This window comes from Pseudoalteromonas rubra (assembly GCF_005886805.2).
Classification (GTDB): Bacteria; Pseudomonadota; Gammaproteobacteria; order Enterobacterales; family Alteromonadaceae; genus Pseudoalteromonas; species Pseudoalteromonas rubra_D.
Genome location: NZ_CP045429.1, coordinates 963,268 through 980,688, shown reverse-complemented (window position 1 = coordinate 980,688; position 17,421 = coordinate 963,268). Strand labels below are relative to the sequence as shown.

General features: G+C 50.5%; 11 protein-coding genes. 3 read left to right on the top strand and 8 right to left on the bottom strand.

Translation table 11 applies throughout. The features are described 5' to 3' along the window. Nucleotides 1-31: 31 nt before the first annotated feature. From ligA to CWC22_RS04320, 4 genes are all read right to left on the bottom strand, one after another. A complete protein-coding gene (gene ligA / locus CWC22_RS04335; RefSeq protein ID WP_125564440.1) occupies nucleotides 32-2,053 on the bottom strand; it encodes an NAD-dependent DNA ligase LigA in 2,022 nt (673 codons plus the stop codon). An 81-nt stretch (nucleotides 2,054-2,134) separates the two neighbouring features. Further along, nucleotides 2,135-2,839: a cell division protein ZipA gene (gene zipA, locus CWC22_RS04330; protein ID WP_138539630.1), complete on the bottom strand. Its 705-nt coding sequence runs from the start codon at nucleotides 2,837-2,839 to the stop codon at nucleotides 2,135-2,137. Nucleotides 2,840-2,855: 16 nt separating this feature from the next. After that, nucleotides 2,856-6,263: a chromosome segregation SMC family protein gene (locus CWC22_RS04325; RefSeq protein ID WP_138539631.1), complete on the bottom strand. Its 3,408-nt coding sequence runs from the start codon at nucleotides 6,261-6,263 to the stop codon at nucleotides 2,856-2,858. A gap of 48 nt (nucleotides 6,264-6,311) precedes the next feature. After that, nucleotides 6,312-7,043: a TrmH family RNA methyltransferase gene (locus tag CWC22_RS04320; protein ID WP_138539632.1), complete on the bottom strand. Its 732-nt coding sequence runs from the start codon at nucleotides 7,041-7,043 to the stop codon at nucleotides 6,312-6,314. A gap of 134 nt (nucleotides 7,044-7,177) precedes the next feature. On the opposite strand from CWC22_RS04320, the gene CWC22_RS04315 reads away from it, so the two are divergent. Then, nucleotides 7,178-7,474, top strand: coding sequence for a hypothetical protein (locus CWC22_RS04315; RefSeq protein WP_125564433.1), 297 nt, complete (start codon nucleotides 7,178-7,180; stop codon nucleotides 7,472-7,474). Between the two features lie 81 nt (nucleotides 7,475-7,555). Here the strand turns inward: CWC22_RS04315 and CWC22_RS04310 are convergent, their stop codons facing one another. Further along, on the bottom strand, nucleotides 7,556-8,158 hold the full coding sequence (locus CWC22_RS04310; protein WP_125564431.1) for a CBS domain-containing protein: 603 nt from the start codon (nucleotides 8,156-8,158) through the stop codon (nucleotides 7,556-7,558). Nucleotides 8,159-8,379: 221 nt separating this feature from the next. After that, the gene (locus tag CWC22_RS04305) at nucleotides 8,380-8,655 is read right to left on the bottom strand and encodes a hypothetical protein (RefSeq protein WP_138539633.1); all 276 of its coding nucleotides are present in this window, start codon (nucleotides 8,653-8,655) and stop codon (nucleotides 8,380-8,382) included. Nucleotides 8,656-8,910: 255 nt separating this feature from the next. Between CWC22_RS04305 and cysZ the strand changes: the two genes are divergently transcribed. Beyond that, entirely contained in the window at nucleotides 8,911-9,639 is a 729-nt protein-coding gene (gene cysZ, locus CWC22_RS04300) for a sulfate transporter CysZ (RefSeq protein WP_125564427.1), read from the top strand. A 43-nt stretch (nucleotides 9,640-9,682) separates the two neighbouring features. On the opposite strand, the gene CWC22_RS04295 is transcribed toward cysZ, so the two are convergent. After that, nucleotides 9,683-11,212 (bottom strand): response regulator, encoded by a 1,530-nt coding sequence (locus CWC22_RS04295; RefSeq protein ID WP_125564426.1) that lies wholly within the window; start codon nucleotides 11,210-11,212, stop codon nucleotides 9,683-9,685. Nucleotides 11,213-11,366: 154 nt separating this feature from the next. Here CWC22_RS04295 and CWC22_RS04290 point away from each other — a divergent pair, with 154 nt between their 5' ends. Continuing rightward, nucleotides 11,367-16,919 carry a response regulator gene (locus CWC22_RS04290; RefSeq protein ID WP_138539634.1) on the top strand — a complete coding sequence of 1,851 codons (5,553 nt, stop codon included), beginning with the start codon at nucleotides 11,367-11,369 and terminating at the stop codon, nucleotides 16,917-16,919. Here CWC22_RS04290 and CWC22_RS04285 read toward each other — a convergent pair. Next, nucleotides 16,905-17,417, bottom strand: a complete 513-nt coding sequence (locus tag CWC22_RS04285; protein ID WP_138539635.1) for an AAA family ATPase — start codon at nucleotides 17,415-17,417, stop codon at nucleotides 16,905-16,907. The genes CWC22_RS04290 and CWC22_RS04285 overlap by 15 nt on opposite strands. Between the last annotated feature and the right edge of the window lie 4 nt (nucleotides 17,418-17,421).

The window sequence follows — 17,421 nt, the reverse complement described above, 5'->3', positions numbered from 1 at the left end:
TTCTGTGGCAGGCTAGCAGCCTGCCTGTTAATTACCCCTGATGTGAATCAAGCAGTGCAATCAGCGCCGCTTCATCGAGGATATCAATCCCGAGGTCCTGCGCCTTAGTCAGCTTAGAACCCGCTTTTTCGCCTGCAACGAGCGCATGGGTATTCTTTGACACGCTGCCTGATACTTTGGCACCCAGCGCCTGCAATCGTGCCTTAGCATCATTGCGGTTTAACTGACTCAAAGTACCTGTCAGAACGTATGTTAAACCAGCAAGCGGTTGCTCACTTTCTTCCTTCGCCGCAATTTCAGGCCAATGCAGCCCCTGTTCAAGCAGGTCGCTCACCACCTTCTGATTGTGAGGCTCAGAGAAGAACGCATGAATATGCTGGGCAACCACAACGCCAACATCGCTGACTTCCTGTAGACTCTCAATGGAGGCATTCATCACGTTTTCAAGCGTCAGATAATGATTCGCCAGGTTTTGTGCTGTGGCCTCGCCCACTTCACGGATCCCAAGTGCGTACATAAACTTGGCCAGAGTCGTTTGTTTAGCTGCCTGCAATGCCGCAACCAAATTTTTGGCTGATTTCGGGCCCATACGCTCCAGCGACTCGAAGTGCCCCTGACGTAATATGAATAATTCAGCTGGCGTCGTGATCAACTCGCGCTCAACCAGCTGCTCAACAATCTTGTCACCCAGTCCATCGATGTCCAGCGCCTTACGCGAAGAAAAGTGTTTAATCGCTTCTTTGCGTTGTGCACGGCACACTAAGCCACCAGTACAACGCGCAACCGCTTCACCTTCTACCCGCTCTACATGGGAATCACACACCGGGCAGGTAGCCGGGAAAGTAATCTCACGGGCATCCGCAGGCCTTTTTTCCAGCACCACCTGGGTGATCTGCGGGATCACGTCCCCGGCACGTCGAATGATGACAGTATCACCGACTTTTACGCCCAAACGTTCGATTTCATCCCGATTATGTAACGTCGCATTAGACACTGTGACACCACCGACAAATACGGGCTCAAGCCGAGCTACGGGTGTAATGGCTCCGGTACGACCGACCTGAAACTCGACATCCAGTAATTGAGTTAATTCCTCTTGTGCAGGGAATTTAAACGCAATGGCCCAGCGCGGCGCACGTGCGACAAAACCGAGCTGCTCCTGAAATGGCTTATGGTCGACCTTGATCACCACACCATCTATTTCGTAAGGCAGCGCATCACGCTCAGCCATGATGGCCTCGTAATACTGATAAGCCGCACTGGCGCCCGTCACCCGCTTTGTTTGCGGGCACATTGGCAAACCCCACTCTTTTAACTGTTGTAGCTGAGCATAGTGAGTATCAGCCAGCTCGGCCCCCTGCACAACACCCATTGAATAGGCGTAAAACATCAGTGGCCGTTTAGCAGTAATTTTAGGATCCAGCTGGCGCAGGCTTCCCGCTGCGGCATTACGTGGATTAGCAAAGGTTTTTTCGTCCCGTTTCGCTGCGGTTTCATTCAGGCGAGCAAACCCCGCTTTGTCCATAAAGACTTCGCCACGTACTTCCAGCTCCGCGGGAATATCATCGCCACGCAGGCGCAATGGAATATTGCGGATGGTCTTGACGTTCTCGGTGATATTTTCACCCACCTGGCCATCACCACGTGTTGCTGCCTGAACCAGCACACCATCCCGATAAAGAATAGAGACAGCCAGACCGTCCAGCTTAGGTTCACAACAGAAATCCAATTCTTCGTTGTGCAGCAGGCGTTCTTTGATACGGCGATTAAAAGCAGTGAATTCAGCTTCATCAAACGCGTTATCGAGCGACAGCATAGGGACCTGATGGGTGACCTGCTCAAATTTACTCAGCGCCGCACCGCCTACTTTCTGAGACGGTGAGTCCGGGGTTACATAGTCAGGGTGCTGAGTTTCCAGCTCAATCAGGGCACGCATTACACGGTCATATTCTGCATCGGGTACCGTTGGTTGATCCAAGACATAGTATTGGTAATTATAGACTTCCAATTGCTGTCTTAATTCTTTGATTTGTTTGCTGATAGTTTCTGACATTACAACCTCTTAATAACACAAAAAGCCACGGACCCGGGTCCGTGGCTCTGTCGCGTCTGAGCCCGAAGGCAGCTTTAACGCTTATACGGTATATTCTCGTACCTTTTCTACATAGGCACGGGTGGTATTCACAGTGAGTGGCTCTCGATTGCTGTCCAGCACACTGGCACCAAATTCATCGGCGAGTTTCTTCGCGGCACTGTGTAGCATATTGAACGCAGCCATGCTGTCCCCCTCACAAGGCAAGGTCATAAACAGACTCACGCCACCTGTGCTGAACTGTTCCATATTGTCGATATCGAAGGTGCCTGGATTGTACATATTGACCAAACGGAACAAGACCGGACCATTACCTGATGATTCAACATGACGATTAAAAAAACCTTCATCAGAGTACTTAAAGCCCAGGCTCAATACGCAAGGTAGCAACTTAGAGCCGGCCATGGTTAGCCCTTCAGGCATATCAATATGCAGAATAATAAACTCCTGCGGCGCCATTTCCTGCGGTGATTCCTGCTGCTCAGTCTCCGCTTGCTCGGTCGCTTCGGTATCGGCTTCAGCAGAGGCCGGTTGCTTATCCTCATCAACCGCAGAAAAGCTCATTTCGCCCAGCTGAGGCTCTTCTTCGCGTTGTGGCTGAGGGACCGTTTCCGGTTTTTTTGCGGGTGCGGGGCTATCGGTGTCCTGGTTCTCTTTTTTTCTCACCGACCATAAGCCATGTATCAATAATCCACCAATGATCAGTGCACTGATCACGATTAATGCCCATCTTAATTCTGTGGCCATTGCTCACCTTTACTTATTATGCATGCGCCATTTGCACTGCTTGTTCTATATCTACGGCAACCATACGTGAAACTCCGGGTTCCGCCATGGTCACCCCCGTCAGCCGGCCTGCCATTTCCATTGCGACCTTATTGTGGCTGATGTATATAAACTGCACCGTTTGCGACATTTCTTCGACCAGTCGGCAGAAGCGTCCTACGTTCGCATCGTCCAGCGGTGCATCTACTTCATCCAGCATACAAAATGGGGCCGGATTTAGTCTAAATATTGAAAATACCAATGATAATGCGGTCAGGGCTTTTTCTCCACCACTTAACAGATGAATTGTCGAGTTTTTCTTACCCGGCGGTCTTGCCATTATGGTGACACCACTTTCTAACAAGTCATCACTGGTCAGTTCCAGATAGGCGCTACCACCGCCAAACACCTTGGGAAACAGTTCCGCCAGGTCCTGATTAACCTGATCAAAGGTCGTTTTAAAACGGCTACGCGTCTCACGGTCAATCTTACGAATAGCCCCTTCAAGCGTTTCCAGCGCGGCACTGAGATCGTCCAGCTGCTCGTCAAGATACCGTTTGCGTTGCTGGGCTTCATCAAATTCTTCAATCGCGGCGAGGTTCACCGCCCCCAACAGACTCAGCTGCTGGGCAATGCGAGTCAGTTTACCCTGATGACTGCTGGCCTGTGCCTCTTCAGGTAACTGAGCCAAAACGTCTTTGAGTGTCTGACGCAGCTCTGTCAATGGCTCAAGCACGGCCTGTGCCTTCACCATTAAACTTTGTTCCTGTAAAGCTAACTGCTGACGTTGCTCTTTGAGTTTAGTGCTCTGTGCCTGAGCATCTTTCAGCGCCAGCTGTTTATCACTCAGTTGCTGCTTTGCTTCATCCAGTTTTGCCGCGCCATCCTGTAATGCTTGCTCCAGCTCGGTATGGCGGATCAACAATTCGGTTTGCTGTTGCTCCAGCTCGACACCGGGCTCTTCACAGCTGTGTAATTGTTGCTGCACTTGCGCAAGTGATTCTGTGCCCTGCGTCAGGGCCTGGGCAAGGTGGCTGAGTTTAGTCTGGCCAAGCTGCACATCACTTTCAACCTGCTGGAGTTTCAGTTTCGCCTGATGATACTGCTGTTGAATGTCACGTTGTTGTTGCTGTTGATGAAGCTGTGCCCGCTTGAGTGTATCCAGTGATTCGCTCGCCTGATCCATCTGTTGCTGCTGTAATTCCTGCGCTTCTTCTGCCTGCCACAAAATTTGCTCGCTTTCTTCGAGCTGTGCCACCAGCAGTTCGCTCTGCTCAGCCAATTCATGTTGATTGCTTTCTAGCTGATGGCTTTGTTGTTCCCAGTTGGCTTGCTGAGCCACCAGCATGTCCACTCGAGTCTGGCTGCTGGCGACCTGTTTGGCCGCTTCATGAACAGCCTGTTTATTGGTTTCAAGCTGCTCGGCACATTGCACCGCTGACGCTTCCAGTGGCCCAAGCGCAGCTTCCAGTTCGCTAAGCCGCGCTTCAATCTCCGGCAATGCCGCCTGATGGGCACGCAGCTCGCTATAATGAGCCAGCAAATTCTCCGACTGCGTATCTGTCTCTTGCGCCCGCCAGTTATGCCCATACAAGTTGCCTTCATCATCAATGGCGGCAAAAAACGCTGTGTGTGCGCTAAAGTGACGCGCCTCACCGAGCCACTCAATTTGATTGAGAAACTCGGGGTAAACGTCTGAATGGACTAACATCGCCACACTGTTCGGGGTTTTCTCTCTTTTTGTACTGGCCCAGATCCGGTTGACATAGTCTTGTTCTGTGATCCGCAGCGAGCCCAGCCCCAGCATCGCACGTTCCACAACCTGTTCGCGGCCTGATTCGGCCCTTAAAGCACTGAGCAAAGGCACACCGGGGGCATCTTCACTGTCACTTTGCTGAGCATGGGTGAGTTTTTCCAGCGCCTGCACCTGAGCCTGAACCTGCCCAAGTTTGACCTGCTGCGTCTGAACCTGTTGCCGTAGCGCCGCTTTTGCCTCGTTCAAACGGTGTAGCTCGGCACTCAGACGCTGGTTTTCCTGCTGTGAGATGGCCATAGCATGCACCAACTCCTGATGCGCTTTTTGTTGCAGTGCTAATGCCTCAGCCGGGTTTTGTGTACCATGCTGCGCCAACTGCTGTGCCAATTGCGCTTGTTGCTGCGTCAAGTGCTGTTGTTGCTGAGTTAAACGTTGCAACGCTAACTGACATTGCTGAGCATGCTGTCGTGCCTGCTCAAGTACCTGCTGATTCTGCTGATTAGCCGCTTCTGATGCTTGCAGCTGCTGGATTTTTTCTTCGTTTAATATTTCTGCTTCAGCCAGCTTCTCAGCACTTATCTGCGCAGCCTCCTGATGTATCTCAGCTTGCTCGGCTAATTCTGCACAATGTTGTTGTTGCTGTTCATATAACGCCTGAGCCTGGGCAATCTCTTCGTTCAACTGTGCTTGTTTATCCTCTAAGTCACGGCGTTTTTCGCTCAGATAGATTTTCTGCTGCTCCAGGCGGGTTAACTGAGTTTGGGTGGTATGAAGCTGCTGTTGTAATTCCGATTGCGCCTCGCTGAAGTGGGTAACTTGTTGCTCACACGTGGCCAGCACATCATCATGACCACCATGGGCTTGCTCCAAAAAGGTCAATTGCTCATTCAGTTTAGTGATCTGAATGGTTTTTTCCTGCTGTCTGGCATGTAACTCCTGCCACTTTAACACCGCCAGCTGGCCTTTCAGAGTCCGCTCCTGTGCCTTTAGGTCTCGATACTGACGAGCCGCATCGGCCTGTTTAGACAGCCGGTCAAGCTGATTTTGCAGCTCCTGACGCATATCCAGCAAACGTTCCAGATTCTCTCGAGTACTTTTGATCCGAGTCTGCGTTTCCCGACGACGCTCTTTGTATTTGGAGACACCGGCGGCCTCCTCCAAAAAGATACGCAGCTCTTGCGGCTTACTCTCGATAAGTCGCGAAATCATCCCCTGCTCGATAATTGCATAACTGCGCGGGCCAAGGCCGGTGCCAAGAAAGATGTCAGTGATGTCGCGTTTACGGCATTTACTGCCATTGAGGAAATACAGTGACTGGCCATCTCGGGTTACCAGACGCTTGATCGCCACCTGTGTCCTATCGGCCATAGAACCTGGCAGACGCCCTTGAGTATTGTCGAAAAGCAGCTCTACCGAAGCCTGAGACACAGGCTTGCGATGAGTTGAGCCATTAAAGATAACGTCCGTCATGGCATCGCCGCGGAGGTTTTTTGCGGAGCTTTCACCCAGCACCCAGCGTACGGCGTCAATGACATTAGACTTGCCACACCCATTAGGGCCAACAACACAAGTCATCGGCTCTGGAAAGGGAATTTTGGTCGGCTCAACAAAGGATTTGAAGCCGGCCAGTTTGATGCTGCTCAGACGCATATAAACAATAGCTTAAGTGCAAACACAAGAGTTCAAGGTCACACCACCTTAGCTGTGGCGTTTAATGTTATCAAGAATGATCCCCGTCGCCATCGCCACGTTTAGTGACTCTGCACCACCAAATGCCGGGATGGTTATGGGCTGATTAATATGCTGTGCCACTGCATCGCTGATACCATGAGATTCGCTGCCCATCACGAGTATGCCACGCGCAGCAAAAGGCGTCGTATGCACGCTCTCACCTTCTAAAAAAGCCCCATAAACCGGGCCATCATAATCTTGCAGTAAAGCACACAGATCCGTTCTGATCACCGCAACACGCGCGAAAGAACCCATGGTCGCGCTGATCACTTTCGGATTCAGATGGTCCGCACAGTGCTCACTGAGTACAATTTGGCTCAAACCATACCAGTCCGCAACTCGAATAATGGTACCTAGGTTGCCCGGATCTGATACATCATCCAGCGCCAGGATCAACCCTTGCGTGTTCAGCTCTGCCTGTGGCTCAGTCTGGGCAATGGCAATAGCCGCATTGTTGCTGACTAACGTGCTGACCTTACTCAGCTCAGCCTCATCGCACAGCACCACGTCATAACCTTCCAACAAAGCCTGGTTATCGGCAATAAAATCGGCGCTGGCAAAGAGGTGTTTAACCGGCTTACCTGCAATGAGCAACTCCTGGACATTTTTCGCCCCCTGCACCAGGTACAGACCATGTTGTTTGCGATATTTTTTTTGCGCCAGAGCGCGGAGCAGCTTTTGTTGATTTTTCGACAGCATACCTACCTCATTGGTTTACCCGCGAAGTATAACCGCAATGACACAGAAAAGGCAGAGTCATCCATCAGCTTGCTTGCCAAAGTCCCGTTGCGCACCTTAAAATAGGGACTTCTTCATACCTATAAGCTGTATTTATGTCCATTGAACTTCAGGTCATCCTGCTCAACGTCATCATTTTATGTTTGGCCTACTTTGTCATTTACCCCCGCTACGCTGGTAATGATCTGAAAAAGGTCTCTGTTCAGGATTTAATCGCAACCGCCGTCTCACTGGCTATTGTCGGCTCGGTCTACTACGACTCCGGGTTATCGTTTTCTCTGGTCTTGTTCGAGGTCAACTGGGCCTGGTTTACCGTTATTTCCTTTACCCTGATTGAACTACCTTTGTGCTACTGGTACGCCAAACGTCATGGTGTTAAATTTCCAGAGTAATAAAAAAGGCACCCGCAGGTGCCTTGGCGTTAATTTACATTAACTTTAGGAAATAAATCGGTTGGACTATGTTGATTGGGGTTACAACTCACTGTGGTGCAACACAGACACCACAATGTCGTTAAAGTGTTCGGCTGGCCGCAACTGATTAACAGAGCGACCACCAGCCTTGATCAATTCGACCAAATCAAAGTAACCGCAAATCTGACCGGTTTCAGGTGCTGTCACCAATAAGTAATCCAGGCCATGCGCTTCCATGGTCACCAATACATCACCAGCACGCGCGGTACGAAGTTCGGTCAGGCTCACCTGCTTGAGTGTTTTCAATGGCAACATGACATCGGTGGCAACCAGCTCATTGCGTTGACAACCTCGCAACTGGGCTTCTTTTAAAATATGTCGACTCCCCAGCCGGGCTTGCGAAATAATCCCCAGTAATGCGCCATCCTGCGCGACAAACATTGAGGCCACATGGGTTTTGTTGAGCACCAGCGTGGCTTCATCCACACTGGTATCCGGGTCCAGACACACCGAATTCTGACCATCCAGATTATGCATGTATTTTTGTGCCGATACAGACAAGCGATCAAGCCCATTGTTATCAACGTCATTTATCAATGGATTAGCCTGTACAGGCATGTCGGTGGTCACATCAAGCGTATTGAGTCTGTTAAACGTATTCATTATTCACCTCTGTTTCGGGAATCGACCAAGGTGCTCTGCCACTGATAGCAGACAGCGAATCAATCTCAAATAAACAAATCGATTGATGCTTGCCTTTGGCTAAGTATATTCACATTGGTCGTTGTCAGTCGCTTAGTTGTTAAAACAGTAGCGCTGACTTTAAGCACATCACGACACGGCCTGTCAGTCAGGCGTGTACATTCAAATTAAAAATGAGTGGCTTAAACGGCGACAGGTGGGGCTCGGATCCCCTGGTGATAGTGAGTAAACGGATGGTATAAGCTAACGATATCGAGAAAATCACGGACAGGCTGAATGGATTCCTGTTTGGCTGCACTAGGTAAAGGAATATCAAGGTCACTGTCTAGCTTACCTTCGTCCGGATCGGTTAAAAGCTCTGCCAGCTGCGTGGTTTTGACTGACACACTGCTGCCAGCGGCGTTCACTGTCAGTGACACCATCAGACACAATGCTAATAACCAAAAACGCGATTGCATGGGCAAACTCCCTCAGGACGATATTTTCAATGTATAGGCAAGCAGATGCTGTTTCAACCAGCAAAGTGCAATAATCTGCAAATTAATTGTACCCCGGGCCTGCCAAAGCCCTTGGCAAAACCACCATCTACTCAAAAAACTGACTAAAACACAATAAGATGGCAAAGCATGCACAATTTGTTACTGATTAGACTGCCATTTTTATGTTGCCCGGATTTATAATGAAGGCAGAACTTTCAGTACAGAGGTATCTCAATGCAACTTACCAAGGGGATGGAATATTTTGTCGCGGGCTTTTCATTGTTGAGCCAAAAAGGGCTTAAACGTTTTGTGTTTATTCCACTACTTATCAATGTGATGTTGTTTGGCGGCTCATTGTTTTTCCTATATGACTGGCTGACACAAGGCTTTGCTTATCTCAATGATTTGTTACCTGACTGGCTCAGCTGGCTGGAATGGTTAATGTGGCCCATTGCCGTACTAGTGATTTTATTCAGCTACAGTTTGGTATTTTCTGTGATCACTAACTTTATCGCTGCGCCATTCAATGGCTTGCTTTCTGAGAAGGTCGAGCTGTTTCTGACCGGGCAAAAAATTAACGATGATGGCTTTGCCGATTTGGTAAAAGATGTGCCACGTATGCTGGGGCGCGAATGGAGCAAGCTGGTTTACTACCTGCCGCGTGCCATTGGCTTTTTCATCCTGTTGTGGATGCTGCCGCTGATTGGCCAGATACTTTGGGTGTTATTTTCGTGCTGGATGTACAATGTGCAGTATAACGACTACCCGTTTGATAATCATAAAATCTCTTTCAAAGAGATGAAGGATACCTTAAAAGCGCATCAGGGCCTGTCATATGGCTTTGGCTTTGCTGTCATGGTGCTGACCAGCATTCCAATAGTGAATCTGATTGTGATGCCGGCCGCGGTGTGCGGGGCCACGAAATTGTGGGTCGAGAATTATCGCCCTAAATATCGCAATTAACTCTCTGCACTTTCTTCCCGGGCAACATCAGCTGCTCGGGAGACTAACTTACTTTTTCTCCTAACGGCAAACTCACCGTCACCTCAGTGCCGCGTTGCTCATCGGTATTAAACGCTATCTGTCCATGCTGCGCTTCGGCAAGTAATTTGGCGGTGTAAGTGCCTACCCCTGCTCTGTCAGGCTTACCAAAGGTCACAAACTTGTCGAAGAAACGCGTTCTGACGCCGTCCGGTATGGGGTCTGGATTTTGAATGATCACCGTGAGTTGCTGCTCCGCTGGCTGCGCACTGATGGTCACCAGGGGCTTAGCATTCACAGCCTCCAACGCGTTAGTGATGAGGTTATGAAATAAGGTATAACACAGCGCTGGCTCACCAAAAAACATGAGATCTTTAGACACCACGGTACGTAACTGAACTTTGTGTTCTTCTACCAACGGGGCTAAATCTTCCAGCACGGATTCAATCACTTTGTGCAGGGGGTGATTGAGCGGGTTGAGCCGATACTCATTCGCTTCGATTTTTGCCAGCGCTGACATACTGTCCATGGCATGTTGGAGACGCAAACAACTATGTTGAATATAGCTCAGATACCGCTTTGCTCGCTCCGGATCTTTAATGTGCCGTGCAAGCAGTGCCGTTGAGCTACGAATATCCGACACCGGTTTTGCAAGGTTTGTTTGGGTCAGGCTGTCAAACTCGTCCCGCAGCCTGGCATTATCCAGCATCGCATCTATCTGTGCACGCATCAGGCGATTCGATTCAATATTACGGCAATGGGCTCGTACCCGAGACTTCACCACTGATGGGTTGGCCGGTTTAGTAATGTAATCGACCGCGCCAAGCTCAAGCCCCCGCACAACGTGCTCGGTTTGTTCCAGCGCGGTTAAAAAAATCACGGTAATATGCTGAGTATGTGGGTCGTCTTTGAGGCGACGGCATACTTCCAGCCCATCCATACCCGGCATCATAATATCCAGTAAGACCAAGTCGGGTTGCGGTTCTGCAGCGCAGATCTGCAAGGCTTTTGCACCACTCAGCGCTGCTTTGACCTTGTACTCTTTACGCAGCACATCACCAATAATTTTGATATTGTCTGCGACATCATCAACCACCAGCACCTGAATGGGCTGCTCCACAACTGCTTCTTCTTCGCCCATTTCTCCATGGTAGGGCCGAACAGGTTTATTCAGCGCCCTGCGCAGCCGTTCTAACATGATTTTACTGGAAAAAGGCTTTACCACATATTCAGACACACCACATTTAATGGCCTGTAGCACCTGAGATTGCTGTATAGAGGTGGCAGTCATGACAAACGGGATGGCTGCCGTACGCGGGTTTTTCCGCACTTCTTTTAATAAGTCGATCCCCGCCAGCTTGGGCAGCATCCAGTCGGCGATAATGAGGTGAATATCCTGATATTGCAACTTATCGAGGGCATCGGCACCATTGGGGCTCTGTAACACATTGACCCGCCCAAGACCGGTCACAATATTAGCCACCATAGAGCGAATGGTCTCGTGCGCTTCAACAACCAGGATAGTCATAGTGGTTACTGCACTGCCATTGTCCATTCTTCTCTCCTAAAGCCAACTGCCTCCCAATGAGGCCGGCACAGTTAAGGTGTTGCAAGGTCAGAAAATTTATTTGCTGTTATTGTGCACATGTTATTATTATCTGTCTAACATTTGTACAACGAATTAACTGACCAGCCAGCAGGCCAACGCTATGTCCGTCACCTCAGTTTTATGCCCGACCCAAACACTGCGCTACGGTTTTGCACTCACTGTTAGTTTAGCGGTGAAATTGCTCTTGTGTGTGCTCTTCGCTCAAAAAGTACTGGCCACGACACTGAAAATTGAGAATATCGCCACTTATAACGGCTTGAATACCCCGCAGATCTACGCTGTCAGTAAAGATCAGCAGGGGTTTATGTGGTTTGGCAGCGCCGACGGCATTAAACGCTATGATGGCTATCAATTTAGTAACTTTAAACACGACCCGAACGATCCTCATTCACTGTCTGCTGACAGTGTCAGTGTCTTACTATTTGATACCCGTGGCCGTTTATGGGCTGGCACCTGGGGCGGCGGCCTGAATCTGTTTTTAGGCGCTCAGCAAGGGTTTCAGCACTTTCGTTATGATCCGGATAATCCGCAGTCTCTGGGTGCAGACAAAGTACAAGCCCTGTTTGAAAGTGCGGATGGCAACTTGTGGATTGGCACCAATGGCGGCGGTCTTAACCGTCTCAAAGCAAATGGCAGCGGGTTTGAGCGTTTTACCCATGAACCGGGCAACCCAAGCAGCCTGGGTAACAACCGGGTTTGGAGCATAACCGAAGACAATGCGGGCAATATCTGGTGTGGTACCTCAGATGGACTTTACCGGCTTGACCGCCAAAGTGGCCAGTTTAGTGCGTTTAAAGTGGCACCACAGTCACTCGACCATCCGGAGGTCAGGCAGGTCTCCGTTGCCACAGATGGCCGACTGTGGGTAGCCACGCGCACAAGCTTTGGCCACTTTGATCCGGACACGCAGCGCTTTCATACCTATCAGCTCAATGAACACAGCCTGCCGAGCGTATCCAGTCTGTTGCACCATCAAGGTGACATTCTGTTATCGACTTTTGCGGGTATCTATCGCTTCTCACCCATACAGGAAAAGTTCATCCCTACTGCACAGGATGGCAAACTGGCCTTATTGCAAAACCGTGACGTGCGGCAGGTGTTAATTGATCAGACCGGGCTGATGTGGGCCGCAACGCGCTATTCTGGCGTCATTAAAGTATTCCCTCACCCGCCCGCCTTTAAGGCCTGGCATCACTTTCTGGCAGATCAGCAGCTTTCCGGACTATTTAATCAGGTACTGAGTATGGCTCAGGCCATTGAAGGCGGCGTTTGGCTTGGCACCGGTCGCGGTCTGGTCCATTTTGATGGCCATGGACAATTTATCCCGTTTGCTTCGTCTGAGGAGCTGACGGGTGATTATCGGCTCAGAGTACACCACCTCAACCGGGACATTGATGGCCAGCTTTATGCAGGTACCAGTTTTGGGCTGTTTAAAGTCGATGAGCTAACGCGCACTTTGACGCCCTTTCTGCCACCAGGCGTGCGAGAAAACTCCCCCGTCGACTACATTAATTTTGATACTCAGGGATGGCTTTGGCTAATCATTGCCGGTGAACGCAGAGTCACACGCTGGCATCCACCAAGCGGTGAAGTACAGCACTTCTTACCCAATACAGACCCTACTTTTGTGTTGATTGACAGCGATGACCAGGTCTGGGTAGGCAGTGACGGGGATGGTCTGTTTCGCCTGAGCCCGGACTTAACACAAATACAGCACTACCTGCCCGATAACACCCCCACCAGTCTGGATGGTCGCCATATCAATCAGGGTATTCAGAGCGGCCGTAACCTGTGGTTTGCCAGCAATAACGGCATTACCCGTTTCGCACTCGATCAGGGCCAGTTTCGGCGCTTTAGTAATACCACCTCACAAGCCAATTTTGCGGTGAAATCCATTGTTGCTGATGAACTGGGACTGTTGTGGCTGGCAACCTCTGGCGGTGTGTTTCAACTTGACCCGCTCAGTGGGATCTTTCATCAGTTTACCACCCATGACGGACTGGGTAACAACCACTTCCTGGCACGCTCATTTGTGACCTTTGATGAACAGATCCTGTTTGGCAGCATAGATGGCATTACCGGATTTAATCCGCTTACTGTCTATGTCAATATCTCACCGCCACCGCTGGTCTTCACGCATGCCGATTTGGATGGCGAACGGCTGGACAAACTTGATACCGGCATTGAATTTACCCATAGAAACAGAAATCTGGCCGTGTATTTCGCCGCACTGGATTACCATGCGACTGAAGATAACCGCTACCGCTATAAGTTATTGGGACACGATGCCGACTGGAGTGCAATCACAGATACGCCACGCGCCAATTATCGGTCGCTGCCACCCGGAGAGTACGTGTTACAAGTGTTAGGCAGTAATAATCATGGTGTGTGGAATGACACGCCGATTGGGCTACAGATCATTTCGCTGCCAGCCTGGTATGAAACCTTGTGGTTTAAAGTACTATTGCCTGCAGTGCTCATTATCTCGATCGTCACTATAGTGCACATCCGAGAGCGCAGACTGCGTCTGGCCAGCTTAAAACTGGAACAAAAAGTTGCTCAGCGCACTCAGGACCTGGTGGTACTGGGTGAAGTAGGTAAAGAAGTCGCCGCAACCTATGACATGAAGGTCATTTGCGAAACCATCTATCAACACTTAAAGCAAACCTTACCCTGTGAGTTTTGCGCAGTAGGTATTTACCACCGCGACCAGCAGTATATTGATTACATCTATGCCGTGCAGGATGATGAACCGTTTTCAGCCTTGATCAGCAAGCTCACCACCAGCCGCGGTGCCGACGTGTATTGTGTCAAAGAAGCTACCCAAGTGTATGCGGCCTGCCCTCAGGACTGGCAGAAACTGGCGCTGGATGCCGCAGACAATCTCCACGGTGACGCCACACAAAGTGTTTTTTGTGCCCCGTTGGTGGTCGACGGTGAGGTGCTGGGCGTATTTACCCTGCAATTTAACCATGAGCATGCGCTCACCCGCGCGCAACGGGCGATATTACGGGTGGTGGCCAACCACCTTGCCGTCGCCCTGGCCAATTCCTTGTCCTATGGCGAACTCAAAGAAGCAGAACAACGGCTGGAACTGGCAATGTCTGGCGCCAACGCCGGAACCTGGGAGTGGGATATCAGCAGTGGCCAGCTGATCACCAATGAGGTCTGGTCAGAAATGCTGGGCTACCAGTGTGATGAGCTTGAGCAACGCTATGGCCCCAGTATTGCCCGCTGGCACCAACTCATTCACCCCGACGACTTGAGTGCCACCGAAGACGCGTTACTGGTCCATGCGCGGGGCGAAAGCGATACCTTTCGCCATGAAATGCGGATGAAATGTGCCGATGGCAGTTGGAAATGGATCCTCAGTATTGGCCGCAGTGTGGTGGCCAAACATGGTCCAGGTGGCAAGGAAGTATTTGGGATCCACATGGATATCAGCGACGCCAAAGCGCTACAGGTAGCTCTGCAAAAAGCCAAAGATAAAGCGGAAAGTGCCACTCAGGCTAAATCTGACTTTTTATCAAATATGTCGCATGAGATCCGCACCCCCATGAACGCCATCATTGGTATGAGTTACCTGGCACTGCAAACGGCTTTGAATCGTCAGCAACGCAACTATGTGGAGAAGATCAATCGCAGTGCCGAGTCACTCCTTGGGATCATCAATGATATTCTCGATTTTTCTAAAATTGAGGCTGGCCGGCTGGATATTGAAGCCATCGAGTTTGACCTCGAAGAAACCCTCACTCAGAGCATTGACCTGTTAGCCATCAAAGCCCGGGAAAAAGACATTGAGCTGTGTGTCATGCTGGATCCCGGGATCCCGGCACGCCTGATAGGCGACCCACTGCGGATCTCACAAATATTGTTAAATTTAGGTAGCAATGCCATCAAGTTCACCGATGAAGGCGGTGATGTGATCATTGATGTATCGCCACAGGCAGGCGACAAAGAAACCCTCACACTGGCATTTGCGGTCATAGACACCGGCATTGGTATGACCGAGGAGCAACAGCAAAAACTGTTTAAATCCTTCAGCCAGGCGGATACTTCAACAACCCGTAAATATGGTGGAACCGGTCTGGGGCTCGCCATCTGTAAAAAGCTGGTGGAGCTGATGGGCGGTCAGATCAGCTGCCAGAGTATTGCCGGTGAAGGCAGTACTTTTGCGTTTGAGATTGTGGTGCAACTGTGTGACTGCAACAACGCAACTTTGCCGGCACTGTCCGTGCAGCATGCCATCATTGTCGATGACAATCAGTATGCTGCGGCGACCCTGAAACGCTACCTGCACGCCTTTGAGATCAGCGCAGAGCCTGTCAGCAAAGACTGCCTCAACGAGGATGCAGAAGCTTTGGTGAACGCCCAATTCATTCTGGCAGACAGCCGCTGTGTGGATGCCTTACCCGACCCGCTGCGCGCAAAACTGCCCATTGTGCTGTTGAATCATAACGGAGATAGCACAGAAGCCGATGTCAGCTATACCCTATCAAAACCAGTTTTCCCCAAGCCGCTTGCCGCCTGCCTGCTCAGTCTGTTCGGCGACCCAAGTACCTACGAGCAACACGATACAACCACTGATGAACAGCCCGATTCTGTCGCTGGCGCTCACTTACTGCTGGTAGAGGACAATGACCTAAATCAGGAGCTGGCCATTGCCTTACTGGAAAAAAATGGCATTCGGGTTGATGTCGCCGAACATGGTCAGCTGGCACTAGAAATGCTGCAACAGCGTGATTACGACGGCGTGCTCATGGACTGCCAGATGCCAGTGATGGATGGCTACAGCGCGACCGAAGCTATCCGTCAACAGCCAAGATGGCAGAACCTGCCAGTCATTGCTATGACCGCCAGTGTGATGCTCGATAATCGTCAAAAGGCGCTGGAATGTGGCATGAATGACATCATTGAAAAACCCCTGAATCCACGCAAAATGTTCGCCACACTCGCTCGCTGGATAACCCCAGCACAGCCAACGAATATATCCACCAGCAGCGAACGTCTGCCTTCAGTAAAACCAGATGAACCAGGGAACTTATCGACGATTACCGGGCTGGATACCCAGGCAGGACTCGCCATCAGTGAAGGCGACATAGCCCTGTACAAAAAGCTGCTGATGCGCTTTTGTGACAAACAGACTCAATTTGCACACGCCTTCGCCGAGGCGCAAGCGCAGACAGATGTCGATCCAAAGGGGCCGATGCGGTGTGCCCATACGCTCAAAGGCAGCGCTGGAAATATTGGGGCGGTTCAGGTGGCGCAGCTGGCCGCTGAATTAGAAACCGCCTGTGCTAACAATGCTCCTATACAATCCGCATTGGATGAGCTATTGATCAGCCTGACGGCGCTTATTGATGCACTTAAGCTGTCATTGAATGAGCAGCAAGCCCGTGAACACAGCAGCGAAACAAGCCTCCCAGCAAACGCACATCAGGATATTGATATCGCGGCCTTACTCGCAGAGCTCAAAGGCATGATCAGTGATTCTGATATGGATGCCAGCGACCGGGCTGAAACGCTGCTTGAGGCGCTCAGCGGGACCCCTCGGCAAGCGTTGGCAGAACAACTGTTTACCCAGATTGAGGATTTTGATTTTGATGGTGCAGGTGAGACTTTGTCGCAGCTAGCATCCTCACTGGACGCCTGAGCCGATGACGTTCTTTACCTGCACTAAAGTCAGGTTTTCACTTACTTCAGGTGCTTCAAAATACTGGCTGACCTGATAAAACACCGCTTCGTTATCAAACTGTGCTCGCGCTGGCTGTTCAATACGGCGCTTGGCCAATTGTGCCAGGCACTGTGTATCACTGACATCCAGGTAGTAAAGCTGATGTTCGGCCTGTACCGCTTCACTCAGCTCAACAAACCAGGCGCGTTGTCGCCGGGTATTAGCCGGAAAATCCATTACCACGTTCAGACCTAGTTGCAACAGGCTTTGTACATGGGCTTTGATAAAAGGTTTGATTAACTGAGATTTCTCGATGTAATCATCAAAGGTATTGATTTGGCCCGGGTAATGCGCCGCCAGCCAGTCATCCTCAGACAGCACCACTGCCTGATGCTCCTGAGCCAGCTGGCGCGACAGGGTGGATTTACCAGCCCCCATCTTGCCGCATAAATAATAGAGTGTGCCACGTGATATCATAGAT

Bases quoted from the DNA above. Each gene is read 5' to 3' on its own strand.
- CWC22_RS04320 (WP_138539632.1), bottom strand. From the start codon at position 7,043: ATGCTGTCGAAAAATCAACAAAAGCTGCTCCGCGCTCTGGCGCAAAAA.
- CWC22_RS04285 (WP_138539635.1), bottom strand. From the start codon at position 17,417: ATGATATCACGTGGCACACTCTATTATTTATGCGGCAAGATGGGGGCT.
- CWC22_RS04290 (WP_138539634.1), top strand. From the start codon at position 11,367: ATGTCCGTCACCTCAGTTTTATGCCCGACCCAAACACTGCGCTACGGT.
- CWC22_RS04315 (WP_125564433.1), top strand. From the start codon at position 7,178: ATGTCCATTGAACTTCAGGTCATCCTGCTCAACGTCATCATTTTATGT.
- CWC22_RS04310 (WP_125564431.1), bottom strand. From the start codon at position 8,158: ATGAATACGTTTAACAGACTCAATACGCTTGATGTGACCACCGACATG.
- ligA (WP_125564440.1), bottom strand. From the start codon at position 2,053: ATGTCAGAAACTATCAGCAAACAAATCAAAGAATTAAGACAGCAATTG.
- CWC22_RS04325 (WP_138539631.1), bottom strand. From the start codon at position 6,263: ATGCGTCTGAGCAGCATCAAACTGGCCGGCTTCAAATCCTTTGTTGAG.
- zipA (WP_138539630.1), bottom strand. From the start codon at position 2,839: ATGGCCACAGAATTAAGATGGGCATTAATCGTGATCAGTGCACTGATC.
- cysZ (WP_125564427.1), top strand. From the start codon at position 8,911: ATGCAACTTACCAAGGGGATGGAATATTTTGTCGCGGGCTTTTCATTG.
- CWC22_RS04305 (WP_138539633.1), bottom strand. From the start codon at position 8,655: ATGCAATCGCGTTTTTGGTTATTAGCATTGTGTCTGATGGTGTCACTG.
- CWC22_RS04295 (WP_125564426.1), bottom strand. From the start codon at position 11,212: ATGGACAATGGCAGTGCAGTAACCACTATGACTATCCTGGTTGTTGAA.